General features: G+C 64.2%; 10 protein-coding genes. 6 read left to right on the top strand and 4 right to left on the bottom strand.

All coding sequences use genetic code 11. The features are described from left to right. Positions 1 to 143 precede the first annotated feature (143 nt). Entirely contained in the window at positions 144 to 773 is a 630-nt protein-coding gene (gene ycaC, locus OCX61_RS26440) for an isochorismate family cysteine hydrolase YcaC (protein ID WP_060485146.1), read from the top strand. Positions 774 to 1410: 637 nt separating this feature from the next. Here ycaC (OCX61_RS26440) and OCX61_RS26435 read toward each other — a convergent pair. After that, positions 1411 to 3198: a monovalent cation:proton antiporter-2 (CPA2) family protein gene (locus OCX61_RS26435; protein ID WP_261942020.1), complete on the bottom strand. Its 1788-nt coding sequence runs from the start codon at positions 3196 to 3198 to the stop codon at positions 1411 to 1413. Positions 3199 to 3322: 124 nt separating this feature from the next. Continuing rightward, positions 3323 to 4297 carry a GlxA family transcriptional regulator gene (locus OCX61_RS26430; protein ID WP_261942019.1) on the bottom strand — a complete coding sequence of 325 codons (975 nt, stop codon included), beginning with the start codon at positions 4295 to 4297 and terminating at the stop codon, positions 3323 to 3325. A 180-nt stretch (positions 4298 to 4477) separates the two neighbouring features. Here OCX61_RS26430 and OCX61_RS26425 point away from each other — a divergent pair, with 180 nt between their 5' ends. Together OCX61_RS26425 and ycaC (OCX61_RS26420) are read left to right on the top strand one after the other, a co-directional pair. Then, positions 4478 to 4840, top strand: a complete 363-nt coding sequence (locus OCX61_RS26425; protein ID WP_261942018.1) for a helix-turn-helix domain-containing protein — start codon at positions 4478 to 4480, stop codon at positions 4838 to 4840. Between the two features lie 85 nt (positions 4841 to 4925). Next, the gene (gene ycaC / locus OCX61_RS26420) at positions 4926 to 5549 is read left to right on the top strand and encodes an isochorismate family cysteine hydrolase YcaC (protein ID WP_261942017.1); all 624 of its coding nucleotides are present in this window, start codon (positions 4926 to 4928) and stop codon (positions 5547 to 5549) included. A 130-nt stretch (positions 5550 to 5679) separates the two neighbouring features. Here ycaC (OCX61_RS26420) and OCX61_RS26415 read toward each other — a convergent pair whose 3' ends face one another. Further along, positions 5680 to 10728: a trifunctional serine/threonine-protein kinase/ATP-binding protein/sensor histidine kinase gene (locus tag OCX61_RS26415; protein ID WP_261942016.1), complete on the bottom strand. Its 5049-nt coding sequence runs from the start codon at positions 10726 to 10728 to the stop codon at positions 5680 to 5682. Between the two features lie 240 nt (positions 10729 to 10968). Here OCX61_RS26415 and OCX61_RS26410 point away from each other — a divergent pair, with 240 nt between their 5' ends. From OCX61_RS26410 to OCX61_RS26400, 3 genes are all read left to right on the top strand, one after another. Then, positions 10969 to 11949 (top strand): response regulator, encoded by a 981-nt coding sequence (locus OCX61_RS26410; protein WP_261942015.1) that lies wholly within the window; start codon positions 10969 to 10971, stop codon positions 11947 to 11949. Then, the gene (locus OCX61_RS26405) at positions 11946 to 12311 is read left to right on the top strand and encodes a response regulator transcription factor (RefSeq protein WP_261942014.1); all 366 of its coding nucleotides are present in this window, start codon (positions 11946 to 11948) and stop codon (positions 12309 to 12311) included. Before OCX61_RS26410 ends, OCX61_RS26405 begins: the two co-directional genes overlap by 4 nt. A gap of 73 nt (positions 12312 to 12384) precedes the next feature. Continuing rightward, complete coding sequence (locus OCX61_RS26400) at positions 12385 to 12813, top strand: DoxX family protein (protein ID WP_261942013.1); 429 nt, start codon at positions 12385 to 12387, stop codon at positions 12811 to 12813. A gap of 135 nt (positions 12814 to 12948) precedes the next feature. Here the strand turns inward: OCX61_RS26400 and OCX61_RS26395 are convergent, their stop codons facing one another. Further along, positions 12949 to 14439 carry a YifB family Mg chelatase-like AAA ATPase gene (locus OCX61_RS26395; RefSeq protein ID WP_261942012.1) on the bottom strand — a complete coding sequence of 497 codons (1491 nt, stop codon included), beginning with the start codon at positions 14437 to 14439 and terminating at the stop codon, positions 12949 to 12951. Positions 14440 to 14527: the final 88 nt, after the last annotated feature.

The following is a 14527-nucleotide window of genomic DNA, read 5'->3' as shown; positions in this document are numbered from 1 at the left end:
CTACAAATCCATCGTTCACAAAACGGAACGCTAAAGCCAAATTCTGCTATCTACCGCCGTAAAGGTGATGATTTTAATCTGTGCCCATCAACACGAAACACCCCGGATTGCTGAAAAATTCATAAACCTTAGGAGCACAGACCATGAGCAAATTCACCTACAACCGCCTGAACAAAGATGACGCCGCTGTCCTGCTGGTCGACCACCAGGCTGGCTTGTTGTCCCTGGTCCGCGACATCGAGCCGGACAAGTTCAAGAACAACGTGCTGGCCCTGGCCGACCTGGCCAAGTTCTTCAACCTGCCGACCATCCTCACCACCAGCTTCGAGCAAGGCCCCAATGGCCCGCTGGTGCCGGAGTTGAAAGCGCTGTTCCCGGATGCCCCGTACATCGCCCGCCCAGGCCAGATCAACGCCTGGGACAACGAAGACTTCGTCAAGGCGGTGAAAGCGACTGGCAAGAAGCAACTGATCATCGCCGGCGTGGTGACCGAGGTTTGTGTAGCCTTCCCGGCGCTGGCGGCCCTGGAAGAAGAGTTTGAAGTGTTCGTGGTGACCGACGCTTCCGGCACCTTCAACGAAATGACCCGTGATGCTGCCCATGACCGCATGAGCCGGGCTGGCGCGCAACTGATGACCTGGTTTGGCGTGGCCTGTGAACTGCACCGCGACTGGCGCAACGACATTGAAGGGCTGGCGGCGCTGTGTTCCAACCATATTCCGGACTACCGTAACCTGATGACCAGCTATAACGCGCTGACGGCTGGTAAGTAACAGCTAGGATTTCTGGTTCAAAGGCCGACCCCGATTGCGGGGTCGGCTTTTTTTGTTTGTGTGATGGTTGTGATGTGCCTGTCTTGATGGGGTGTCAGGGCTGCAATGTGCCCGCCTTGAGGTTTACTGCGCCTGTGAGATCGAGCGCCGCCCGCGCGGCGCATCGCGAGCTGCGCTCGCTCCTACGTTTGTTTTCGGCCAGTAACGCCTGTGACATGTGCACGCGACCGCCTTGTTTGTACGACGCGATATCGAGTCAGGCGCCAAGGCGTTCGCGCGCCAATCCCCTAGGAATGATTGGCCCGAAACAAACGTAGGAGCGAGCGCAGCTCGCGATGCGCCGCGCGGGCGGCGCTCGATCTCACAGGCGCCACAGTCATAAAGGCATGTGTCTGGTAGCCCCGGCCCCCTTTATTCTGCCAGGCACTTCACAAGCTTTACTCAACATGCTACGGAGACTCGGACCCAACTGCGCAGTTGGCGAAAATGCTCGATTATCCACAAGACCAACTGGCCGCCGTGCTCAGCGGCCATGCGCCAATCTCACTCGAACTGGCACAAAAACTCGAGGCTGCCGGCCTGGGCGCTGCCCGCCAGTACCTGGCCGAGCAGGCCCCTACGATCAGTGGCAATGGCGTTAATCCGCATCCGATTCAAACAACCGGGCCAACTCCACCCGCGCCTCTTTGGCCGTCTGCATCACCTTGGCCCGGTCATCGCGCACAAGCCCCTGGGCTTCCAGCACTTCCTCGTCATGCTGGGCAAACCGCTCGATCCGGTCCGCTGCCTGCTCGTCGCTCAAGCCCAGCCCGACCAACGCCCGGCGGGTCATCTCCAGGCTGGAGTAGAACGTCTCGCGGATCGGTTCGGCGCCCACATCCGCCAGCTTGTGCACATGCTGGCGGTTACGTGCCCGGGCCAGCACTTTCAGGTGCGGGTACTGGCGTTTCACCCGTTCAGCGGTATGGATCGCGGCTTCAGGGTCATCGATGGTGATGATGAAGTATTCCGCCTCACCCACTTTGGCCGCATGCAGTACCTCGGGGCGCAGCGGGTCGCCGTAGAACACCGGCACCTGTTCGAACATGCGCGTCATTTCGATGGTGTCCACCGAGGTTTCCAGGGCAATGAACGGAATCTTCTGCGCCCGCAGGATGCGCGCGACGATCTGGCCCATGCGGCCCATGCCGACGATCACCACCCGCGGCGTGCCGGCGTCGATGGTCTTGTACTGCTCGGGCACTTCTCGCACCGGTTGCGGGCGCTTGAGTGCGCGGGCGCAGCCGAGCATCAGCAGCGGGGTAATGGCCATCGACAGGGTGATGGTCATCAGCAGCAGGTCATAGGTCTGAGTGTCGAACAGCCCCTGGTCCTTGCCCAGCTTGAACACCACGAAGGCGAACTCACCGCCGGCCGCGAGCACCATGCCCAGGCGCAGCGCACTGGCGCTGTTCAGGCCCCCGGCCAGGCGGCCGACGCCGATCAGCAACACCAGCTTCACCGCCACCAGCAGCAGGGTCAGGCCCAGCAGCACCAGTGGCATTTGCAGCAGCAGGCTCAGGTTGGCGCCCATGCCGACGCTGATGAAGAACAGCCCCAGCAGCAGGCCCTTGAACGGTTCGATCTGCGACTCAAGCTCGTGGCGGTACTCCGAGTCGGCCAGCAGCAGGCCGGCAAGGAAAGCACCCAGGGCCATGGAAATGCCGGCTTCCTCCATCAGCCAGGCGGTACCGATCACCACCAGCAGCGCGGTGGCAGTAGACACTTCCGGCAGGCCGGTGCGGGCCACGGTGCGGAACACCGGGCGCAGCAGGTAGCGGCCACCGATGATGACCACGGCGATGCTGGCGAACACCTTCAGGCCGTGTTGCAGGCTGTCGCCGTGGCTGGTGTCCGGGCCGCTGGCGGCCAGCAGCGGGACCAGGGCGATCAGCGGGATTGCGGCGATGTCCTGGAACAACAGAATGGCGAACGCCAGGCGGCCATGGGGCGCGTTGAGCTGCTTGCTTTCGGCCAGGCTCTGCAGGCCGAGGGCGGTGGACGACAGCGCCAGGCCGAGGCCGAGCACGATGGCCGCCGGCAACGACTGGCCGAAGCCGAACAGGGCGATGCCACCGATCACCGCGCCGGTCAGCAAGACCTGTGCGGTGCCGACGCCGAACACCGACTTGCGCATCAGCCACAAGCGCTTGGGCGACAGTTCCAGGCCGATGATGAACAGCAAAAGGACCACGCCCAGTTCGGAAATGTGCGCGACGCTTTCGGTGTCGCGGATCAGGCCCAGGGCCTGCGGGCCGATGGCCACGCCCGCGAGCAGGTAACCGATCACGGCCCCCAGTTGCAGGCGCTTGGCCAGTGGGACGGCGACGACCGCGGCGAGCAGGAAGATCACCGCGGTTTGCAGAAGGCTGCCTTCGTGTGGCATTGGCTCGTACTCCATGAGCTGCCGGGGCAGCGTTTGAACAGTTTGGCGGACAATTCTGGAGGTTGGTCATGACGCAGACAATCTGCTGCCGGGAAGAAACATTGTCCCGATTGAGTTGACAGGCTCACCCGCCGCCAAACTGCGCCCGATACTGCGCCGGTGTCATGCCGATCCGCTCGCAGAACACTTTCCTCATATGCCGGTCACTGCCAAACCCGCAGCGGGCCGCGACCACTTTCAACGGCAGCTCGGCGCATTCGAGCAGTTTGCGCGCCTGGTCGATCCGCGCATTCTGCAGGTACTGCAACGGCGTGATGCCGACCTCGCGCTGAAAGGTCCGAGCAAAGTTGCGCGCGCTCATGGCCACCAGGTCGGCCATCTTCTGCACGGTGAACGCCTGGTCGATATGGTCGACGATATACGCCTGCACCCGGGCAATCGGCGAGCCATCCCGCGGCACCGCTGCCAGCAGTGGCCCATAAGGTGTCTGCCCGCCCTGGCGGTGGCGCGCCACCAGCAGCACCTTGGCGACTTCCAGGGCCAGGGCCTTGCCGTGGTCCTCGGCGATGACGGCCAGCGCCAGGTCGATGCCCGCCGTGATGCCGCCGGATGTGATCAGGTCGCGGTCCATCACATAGATCTGCTCGGTCTCGACCTTGGCTTCGGGAAACGCCTGTGCCAGGCGCTCTACGTAGTTCCAGTGGGTGGTGCAGCGATAGCCGCCCAGCAACCCGGCGCGCCCCAGCAGAAACACCCCGGTGCAGATTGCGCCGAAGCGTCTGGCGCCGCGCACGGCCTCAGGCAGCCAGCGTTCCACTTGCGGCAGGGCGACGTCATAGGCCCCTGGCCCGCCTGGCACCAGCAGCAGGTCGACACTGTCCGGCAGTTCCACCAGGCTCAGGTCGGCAACCACCCGCAGGCCGCACGAGCCGCGAATCGGGCTCTGGTCTTCGGCCACCGTGAGCAGCCGGTAGTGTTTATCTTCAGGCAAGAAGCGGTTGGCAATGGCAAAGGCGTCCATTGGCCCGGTCACATCCAGCAATAGCACATCGTTGAACAGCACCATGGCCACGGTGCGTCGTGCGTGATTTTCCTGCATACCTCTATCGCCTTTGATACCGGCCGCCAGCAGCGGCCTGAAGCTGAATACGAAACGCATCTTAAGGTATCGGCAAAAGGGGCAGGGCCAGCAGTGCACGTTTAAGAACAATTCAGGTCTGGCTCAGGACTTTGTCATGTGCCGGCGGCGAGACTTGCTGCATTGAACAGGAGAGTCGCCATGCACCCCGGGACGCCCCAAGAGCCACTGCCAACCCCTGGCGCGCTGACGCCCGCACGGTTGCGCCAGGCCAAGGAACTGATGCTGCGCAGCTCGCTGTCGATCATCGAGATCGCCGGCGTGTGCAACCTCACCCGCAGCCATTTCTCCCGCGCCTTCAAGGTCAACACTGGCCTCTCGCCCCAGGCCTGGCGCCTGCTGGCGCGCATGGAAAAGGCCAAGCGCCTGCTCGCCACCGAGGCCCCGATCACCCACGTCAGCCTGGAATGCGGATTCTGCGACCAGGCCCATTTCACCCGTGCCTTCAGCCGCCTGGTCGGCCAGCCGCCCAAGGCCTGGCGCCAGGCGCAAGCGCATCCTTAAGCCGGCGCTATCCGCCGGTATAACCCCTCGGGATAAGCCCTTTATTGAGCCCCGGCCCGATTTCCCAACCCAAGGAGTCACCCCCATGAGCCAACCCGATTACAAGCGCCTGAACAAAGACGACGCCGTGGTGCTGCTGGTCGACCACCAGACCGGCCTGATCTCGCTGGTACAGGACTTCTCGCCCAACGAGTTCAAGAACAACGTTCTGGCCCTGGGCGACCTGGCTAAGTTCTTCGGCCTGCCGACCATTCTCACCACCAGCTTCGAGCAAGGCCCCAACGGCCCACTGGTGCCAGAGCTGAAAGAGATGTTCCCGGACGCGCCGTACATTGCCCGCCCAGGCCAGATCAACGCCTGGGACAACGAAGACTTCGTCAAGGCGATCAAGGCCACCGGCCGCAAGCAGCTGATCATCGCTGGCGTGGTGACCGATGTGTGCGTGGCGTTCCCGACCCTGTCGGCGCTGGCTGAGGGCTTTGAAGTGTTCGTGGTGACCGATGCTTCGGGCACCTTCAACGAGACCGTGCAGCAGGCGGCCTGGGTGCGCATGACCCAGGCGGGTGCGCAGATGATGAACTGGTTCTCGGTGGCCTGCGAGCTGCACCGTGACTGGCGCAACGACATCGAAGGGCTGGGCAACCTGCTCTCGCAGCGGATTCCCAACTACCGCAACCTGATGAACAGCTATGCGGCGCTGAGCCGTTGATGTAAGCCCGTGCTGGCCTCTTCGCGGGCAAGTCGGGGCGCCGAACCGCCGCTCCCACAGCTACATCACTGGCTTCATGCCAGTGTTATCCCTGTGGGAGCGGGTTTACCCGCGAAGAGGCCAGTACAGGCTAAGCATTGCTCAAAGGCAACGTGAAGCGAATCCGGCAACCGCCGAACTCCGATACCTGAGCCTGCAACTGCCCGCCATGGGCTTGCGCCACCGAACTGCAGATCGCCAGCCCCATCCCCAGCCCAGCGTCCTTGGTGGTATGGAACGCGTCAAATACCCGTTCCCGCTCATCCTCCGCAATACCGGGCCCGTTGTCGTCCACGCAGATCTCGACCACATTCCCGGCAACTACAGACGCAATCCGCAACACCCCATCACTGCGATACCCCGACAGCGCCTCCAGCGCATTGGTGATCAGGTTGAATACCAGTTGCTGCAACTGCACCGGATCGGCCATCACGCTTACCCCGGCCTGCAGCCGCGTCTGCACGTCGACCAGGTACTTGGCAGCATCGGCCGAGGTCAGGCGCAGCACCTCGCGAATCAGCTCGTCGACCTTGACCGGCTTGAGCTGCATCGGCGACTGCTTGGCCAGCGAGCGGAGTGCGCGGACGATGTTGGCGGCACGTTCGCTGTCATTGCGGATATCTTCAAGGCCAGCAATCGCCTCTTCCAGGTTGGGCTCCGCGCGCTTGAGCCAGCGCAGGCTGGCCGCGGCGTTGGAGGCGATGCCCAGCAGTGGCTGGCTGATCTCGTGGGCGATGGACGCCGACAACTCGTTCATCACCTGCAGGTGCGCGCTGCGTGCAAGTTCGGCACGTGATCGGCGCAGCTCCGCTTCCATCTGGGCACGGGCCTGGTTGTCTTCGGCCAGGCGTGTATAGAACTTGGCCGTCTGCAGCGATACCGCCGCCTGCGAGGCGAGGATCTCCAGCATGGCCAGGCGCTGGCTGCCGAACAGGTTCGGGACCAGGCGGTTTTCCAGATACACCAGGCCGATCAGCACACCCTGAATCACCAGCGGCAGGCACAGCACCGAACGTGCATTCCGGGCGTGCAGTTCCTGGCGGAAGGCCTCGGGGCAATCGCTCAGGGCATCATTGAGCACCAGTGGTTTCTTGGTGCGCATGGTGGCGTTGATGATCGACAGCGGCGCCTGGGTCAGGAACCTCTGGCAGTTGTCCATGCTCACGTGCAGCCCGGCATCGTCGATGTAGGCGAGGGCGGCCATCTGGAACTCGGCGCCACTGACGATCAGCAGCGCGCCGTGGTCAGCACCGGAATGCTGGGTGAGGTGACCCATCAGCGTCTCGATCAAGCCTTCGAGCAGCACTTCCTCGGACAACGCCCGGGCGGCCTCGATGCCGGCCTCCAGGTCCAGCCTGGCCTGCTGGGTGGAGCGCGAGGTCTCCTGGACGGGTTGCGTGCGCAAGAACGGGTGCAGGGCCTCCAGCTGGTGCACCTTGCCGGTCGCCCCCCATATATGAAAGCAGTCGCGGGCAATGCGCAGGTGCAGGTTGGCACCGGAAATCAGGCCGCTGGGGATGCACACCTCGGCCAGTTGTTCGTGGGCCAGGGCCTGCTCGTGGATGAAGCCGGCGGCGGTGGCGGCGATCTGCGCCTGGTCGAAGCAACGAATGGCCGCCAGGCCGTCGCCTTCGAGCTTGGCGATCACACCTTCGATCAGCAGCAGCTTGTTGCGGAAAGTCACCGGGTTGAAGCCGGCCCAGCGGCCGAAGCGCTCGCGCAGGGCCTGCAGTTCGGCCAGCTTGTCGGCAAGGCTGCCGGGGGCTTCCGGGCTGCCGAGAGCAAGGCCGCGGAACAGGTGATAATCCGCCAGGTTGATGTGCGCAGGTGCCGACCAGGCGCTTTCACCGGCGGCGCCAAGGCTGTGCATGGCTTGCGGGATATTGCCCAGGTAGAAGGCTGACATGCCGCTGAACAGGTGCTGGAAGAACAACGTGGTGGGTGAGTTCACCCGTGTGGACGAGGCCGTGCAGGGTGCACCGCTCAGGCTGGCGACAAACCCCTGTTGGGCGTGCAGGATCTGTTCGATATCGCTGTAGCCATAACCGCGTACGGTAGCCAGGCCCTGCGCCACTTCCTCGGCCACTTCCGGCAGATAGCGGCCCATGAACAGCGAGTCGGAAACCAGGTGGTTGCAGGCATAGCAGGCCATGGCCAGGTCACCGCTCACGCGCGTCGAGTCGACCGCTTCCAGCGCCGTGCGGCGGGCGAATTCCATGGGCGAGGTCCATGCGCTGACCTGGTCCAGGGCCAGCAGGGCGCTGGTGAGGTCGGCCTCGAAGCCGTGCCGCTCGATCAGCTTGAGCGCGGCCAGGCAGCAGGCGTGGCCGTCATGGTAGCTACCGAAGCGTTCAGCGATCATTACCCCGTACCAGGCCAGGCCGTAGGTGCTGCCCGGGGCGACACCGTGCAGCAGCGACAGCTCCATGAGCTTGGCCAGGTGCAGAAAGCCGATATCGTCCTGCACGAAAAACGACGACGACAGGGTGGCCAGCAGGGCAATGGCAACTGTCACTTCCTCCGAGTCGGTGCGTGGCAGCGACGCCAGACAATGTCGGCCCTTCTGTTCGATCAGGGCGTGGACATGGGCATGGCTGGCTTCTACCTGCTGCGGGTCGTCGCCGCGGGCCAGGCTGATGCCCAGCAGTTCAAGGCCGGCGACGGCGCTGGTGATGGCGGCCTGGTAATCGCAACGCAAGGTATGCAGGCGTGCCTGCAGTCGGCATACCCGTGCCCGCTCCAGCGTCGAGCGCGCGCGCTGGAGGCATTCCATGAGGCGGCCTTCGGCATCGGCCATGCGCGCCAGTTGCATGTCGCATTCCGCCGCCATGCAGGCGATGGCAAAGGCATGTGTGGCTTGGCTTTGCAGCGTTGCGTCGTGGCGCAGCAGCTGTTCGCACGTTTGCAGGTAGGCGGCGGCTTGATCATAGGCGCCGTTGTCACGGGCGCGCAGCGCCGCATCGCGCAAAAGCTGCAGGAAGACATCACTTTCATCCGCTGCAAACCCGCGTGGGCTGGCGCGTTGCAGTTGATTGGCGACCTCGAATACGAGCGCTTGCAAGTCGTTGGGCCAAGCCTGAAGCATGGCCTGAGCAATGCTTGCATGCAGCTGGGCGCGATCACGCACAGGCGTGAGTTGGTAGGCGGCCTCCATCACCCGGTCATGGGCGAAGCCCAGGCCCTTATGCCCCGGTAGCAGGAAACCCGCGTCAATCATGGCCTTCAACGGCTCGCCCGGCTGCGGTGCAAGCAAGTGATGAAGCAGGCGTTCATCGCAGCGGCTGCCCGCCGCGCTGGCGATTCTCAGCACATCGCGTTGGGGTTCCGGCAGGCGTGCCAGGCGGTGGATCATCAAATCGGCGACATTATCGGAATACCGGTGCCGGGCTACGGCCTTCAAGCACCACGACCAGCGCATGGCCTGGGTATCGAAGGTGAACAGCCGGTCCTCGACCATGGCCCTGAGGATCTGGTTGATGAAGAACGGGTTACCCGCGGTCTTGTCGAGGACCCGTTCGGCAACTGGCAATGCCTCGTCAGCGCTGACGTGGTAGCGCTCGCCGATCAGTTCGGCGACTGCGCCCACGGTCAGTGGGCGCAGGTTAAGCGTGACCTTGCGCAAATGCTCAGGCACGGCAAGTCGCGTGCCGGTGGATGGCGCATCATTGCGCCGGGCGAAGATCAGCAACAGGTTGTCGGGTCCCTGGGCAAGCAACTGTGCCAATAGCTGCCGGGACGCGTCGTCGGCCCACTGCAGGTCGTCGAAACACAATACCAGCGGGTGGCCGGGGTGGCTGAACGCTTGCAGGAATTCGACGATGGTCCGCTGTTCTTTCTGCAGCGCCAGGCGCGTGGGCTTTTCCGGCAGGTCGGGCAGGGGGCCGAGGATCAGGTGCAGGTCCGCTGCCAGTTTGCCGAGCAGCCGACCGTGGCCTTTGATGCGCTGCAGGATCTTGCGGCGCAGGGTGTCCAGGTCCTGGCTGTTCTTGGCCAGCAGCTGGGTGGTCAGCGAACCGAGGATTTCGACCCACGGTGCATAGGGCACTGCCTGTTCCAGGCTCTTGCACTTGCCGACCGCCCAGAAGCCTTCGGCATGGGTTTTGAGCGCGGTCTCGACCAGGCTGGACTTGCCCATGCCTGCAGCGCCGTTGATGAACAGCACCTGGGGCTTGCTGTCGCGACGCATGGCTTTGAGCATCAGGCCGATGAGCTTCAGTTCTGCACTGCGGCCATAAAGGCGCTCGCGGCTGGACGAAACCGGGTCGGCGCAGCCGGGCTCGAAGGGTGCGATGGTCTTGCTGGTGGCCCATTGCCGTTGGCAGTGGGCGAGGTCCACGGCCAGGGCGCGGGCACTCTGGTAGCGGGCGTCTGGCTCCTTGGCCAGTGCCTTGCCCAGGATCCGGCTCAGCGGCTGTGGTACCTGGCTGTCGACCTCACAGGCCGTGCGTGGTTGAACGCCGGCATGCAGCTGGCGCCAGTGCTGGGTATCGCGCCCGGCCAGCGGCAGTTCGCCCAGCAGCAGTTGGTAGAGGATCGCGCCCAAGGCATAGATATCGCTGCGCCGGTCGCTGCTGCTGCCGTGGGGGCAGATCTGCTCCGGCGCCAGATAGGCCCAGTTGCCGAGCGCGCTGCCCTGAGCACTGACCAGCTCTGGGGTGTCGGCGCGAAAATGGCCCAGCCGCACCCGCTGGTTCGGCTGCAGGCACACATGTTGTGGTTGCAGCGCACCGTGCAGCACATTGTGTTCGTGGGCCAGGGCCAGGGCGTTGGCGGCGTTTACCGCGATGTCGAGAAATGGCTCCAGGTCGATCGGGCCGTGGCTGATCAAGTCGGCTATGGAGCGGCCGGCCGGGTACACCAGCAACGGCCCCTCGGCGGAGCGGACGAAGGCCGTAGGGATCACTGCCCACTGTGGGTCCAGCTGCAGGCGATAGTCACGTTCCAGGCGCTGGCAGGCCGCAGGTGCCTCGACCGGTGCGCGCACGGCGATCCAGGCCTGGCGGGAGGCAGGGTCATGCAGGCGGAAGTAGCTGAGTTCGCCTTCCTGGCCCAGCTGCATGATGTCGCAACGATTCAGCCAGTCTTCGTCGATCGACTGGTCAAAATCGATGGGCCTTTGGGCGAGGCGTTCATCGAGCATCTAGCTCCCCCTGCTAACGACATCCAGACGCCCGAGTATACGCAGCGGGCCCAGTACGGATGCGGCTTGCAGCGGGCTTGGCAGGAACGGGCACGCTGTTGTCCGTTATCAATCCCTGGTGGCCGGTGGGCACTTGTATAGTGCTGAGACCAACCTATCCCTCGGGATAATTGTCCGATCGCGTTCGCTGGCCTAGGCTGCCCGGGGCTGCGCAAACGCCCGTTCCCGCACGAGGAAACCATGATCCGAATAGGCAATGCCCAGGTGTCGCTGGAGCGGCGAGAAGCCTTTCTCGACGGCAAGCCGATCCCGTTGGGCGGGCGTGCGTTCGAGGTGCTGGCCACGCTGATCCGGGCCAACGGCCGGGTGGTTGGCAAGGATGAGCTGTTCAGCCAGGTGTGGGCCGGCACGGTGGTCGAGGACAACAACCTGCAGGTGCAGGTTTCGCTGCTGCGCAAGGCCTTCGGCAATCGCGGCTTGATCCAGACCGTGGCGCGCCGGGGCTATCGCCTGGCTGTCGAAGTCAGCCTCGACTTGCCTTGCCGGGCACTGGGCCAGTCGCCGCTGTGTGCCGGGGTCGATTGCGCTGAAGCGGACGATGAGCGTGCCAACGTGCCCGTGCTGGTGGTGGATGATGACCCTTCGGTGCGCAAGGCACTGGGCCGTCTGTTGCGCTCGCAGGACATTCCACACCAGTTGTTCGCCAGTGCCGAGGAGCTGTTCGACGCACGCCTGGAAACCCCCTGTGCTTGCCTGCTGCTGGACATGCATCTGCCCGAAACCAGCGGCCTTGAGGTGCAGGCTGCGCTGGCTCGGTTGGCGCTGCCCTGGCCAATCGTGTTCATGACCGGTTTCGGCACTATCCCCATGACGGTCCAGGCGATGCGCGCCGGGGCCGTGGAGTTTCTGACCAAGCCTTTCGACGAAGACCAGCTGTTGGCGCTGCTGGAGTCGGTGCGCGCCCGTGCCGTGAGCGAAGGGCGCAAATGGCGCCATGCGCGTCAGGTCGAGGAAAAGTACCAGCGCCTGACCCAGCGCGAACGCCAGGTGTTCTCGCTGGTGGCTGGCGGCCTGTCGCACAAGCAGATCGCCAGGGAAATCGGCACCAGTGAGGTGACCACCAAGGTGCACAAGAAAAACATCATGAACAAGATGCAATCCCGCTCGCTGCTGGAGCTGGTGGCCATGCACAACGTCATCGAGGCCCGGTCCGGCGCATGAGCAGAGCGGTGTGCATCGTCGATGATGATGCTTCGGTGCGCAAAAGCCTGGCCAACCTGTTGCGTTCGGCAGGCTTCGAGACCTTGGTGTTCGCGGCGGGGGATGTATTCCTGGGCTCGGCCCTGGTGCCTGAGGCAGGGTGCGTGTTGCTTGACCTGAGGATGCCGGGGTTGAACGGGTTGGACGTGCAACGCGAGCTGGCACGGCGGGGTTGGCGCTTGCCGGTGATCTGCATGTCGGCGCACTGGGACGATGGTGCAGTCCAGGCGGCGCTGGGCAATGGCGCGCAGGCGTGCCTGGGCAAGCCGTTTTCTGAGGAGGCGTTGCTCAAGGTGGTCGAAGAGGCATTGGCAGGTTATTGAGCACACCTGAGCAAGCATTTGCCGCGCAATCGGGCAATGCTCGTCGGATTGATAGAACCGCGAGACCTTTGCCATGCGACGCTTGAAGATCGTTTTCGACCCCCAATCGCCGACGCTGACTGCCTGCGGCCTGCTGTTCATGCGTGTGATGGCTGCGCTGCTGCTGTTTTTTATCCATGGCTTGCCCAAGCTGCTGGACTGGAGCGGGGAGTTGCAGCGCATCGAAGATCCTTTTGGACTGGGGGCGCCGCTGACCTTGGGCCTGGCGTTGTTTGCCGAGGTCGTCTGCCCGCTGTTGCTGCTACTGGGCGTGGCAGCGCGGCTGGCCTGCCTGCCGGTGCTGGCGGTATTGCTGGTGGCGCTGCTGGTGGTGCATCCGGACTGGTCGCTGGAGCAGGGGCAGTTTGCCTGGTTGCTGGTGGCGCTTTATGGCGGGTTGGCATTGACCGGGCCTGGGCGGTATTCGGTCTCTGGGTTGATTGGTAGAAACAAGGTTGCCTGATGAATCTTGGGGCCGCTTTGCGGCCCATCGCCGGCAAGCGCGGCTCCCACAGGTACTGCACCGACCTGAAGGCTTGCACAAAACCTTGTGGGAGCCGCGCTTGCCGGCGATGGGCTGCAAAGCAGCCCCAAAGATCTAACTGCTCCCCGGCCGGTACTGTAAGGCCTCGGCCAGATGCCCTCGGCTGATCGCCTGGCTGCCTTGCAGATCTGCCAATGTGCGTGCAACTTTCAGCAGCCGATGCGCTGCCCGCAAAGAAAGGCTCAGCCGCTCACAGGCAGTCTCAAGCCACGCCTGGTCGGCCGCTGCCAGCTGACAATGGCTGCGCAACCCCTCCAGGTTCAGAAACGCATTGGCACAGCCTTGCCGCCGCTGCTGCACTTCACGCGCCTCGGCCACCGTGGCAGCCACATCGGCGCTGGTCTCACCACTGGGCTGGTTGTTCAGCGTGGTGGTTTCACGGGCCACGGTCAGGTGCAAGTCAATGCGGTCCAGCAAGGGGCCAGACAGTTTGTTGCGATACCGCGCGATCTGTTCGGTACTGCAACGGCAGCGGCCGGTGGGGTCGCCCAGGTAGCCGCAAGGGCAGGGGTTCATCGCCGCCACCAGCTGAAAACGCGCCGGGAACCGCACCTTGTCGCGCGCCCGCGCAATCACGATCTCGCCCGATTCCAGCGGCTCGCGCAGCACTTCCAGCACCCGCCTTTCAAACTCTGGCAGCTCATCGAGAAACAGCACGCCGTGGTGCGCAAGGGTAATTTCGCCAGGCTGCGGCCGGCTGCCGCCACCCACCAGTGCCGGCCCCGAGGCCGAATGGTGGGGGTGGCGGAAAGGCCGCTGGGGCCAGCTGCTCAGCGGCGCATGACCACTGACCGACTGGATCGCCGCCACTTCCAGCGCTTCGTGCTCGTCCAGTGGCGGCAGCAGGCCGGGAAGGCGGCTGGCAAGTAACGTCTTGCCTGTGCCGGGAGGCCCGGTGAACAACAGGTTATGCGCCCCTGCCGCGGCCAGCAGCAGCGCCCGCTTGGCCGCAACCTGGCCCTGCACCTCGCTCAGGTCCGGGTAAGGCTGCTGTTGCAGGACCAGGCCATTGGCGGAAAAAGGCGGCAGCGGTACTTGCCCGTTAAGGTGTGCCACCAACTCCAGCAGGTGCCCCACTGCATACACCACAAGCCCGCCAGCCAGGCTGGCCTCTTCGGCATTCTCCCGTGGCACCACCAGCGCCCGGCCAGCCTCGCGCGCCGCCAGCGCCGCCGGCAATACCCCCTGCACCGGGCGCAACTTGCCTGACAGTGCCAGCTCGCCCAGGCACTCCATTTCCGCCAGGGCTGGCAACGGCACCTGGCCATCGGCGGCCAGGATGCCCAGGGCGATGGCCAGGTCATAACGCCCGCCGTCCTTGGGCAGGTCGGCAGGGGCGAGGTTCTGGGTGATGCGCCGCTGTGGGTAATTCAGCCCGGAATTGACGATGGCGCTGCGTACACGGTCCTTGCTCTCCTTGACCGTGGTTTCCGGCAGGCCGACCAGGGTGAGATGGGGCAGGCCGTTGGCCAGGTGGGTTTCGACGCTGACCGCCGGGGCCTGCACGCCGACCTGGGCGCGGCTATGGACGAGGGCGAGGGACATGGACGCTCCGTTGTCACTGGATATAGAGCCGCTTCCTGCGGCTTGTCGAAGCCTAGTGAGTTTCGGCAAGGCAGGCGCAAGAAAAATG

The sequence above is a fragment of the Pseudomonas sp. LRP2-20 genome (assembly GCF_024349685.1).
In the GTDB taxonomy this organism is placed as follows: Bacteria; Pseudomonadota; Gammaproteobacteria; order Pseudomonadales; family Pseudomonadaceae; genus Aquipseudomonas.
Note: the sequence above shows the minus strand (reverse complement) of the source record. Positions and strands in the feature narration are given on the sequence as shown.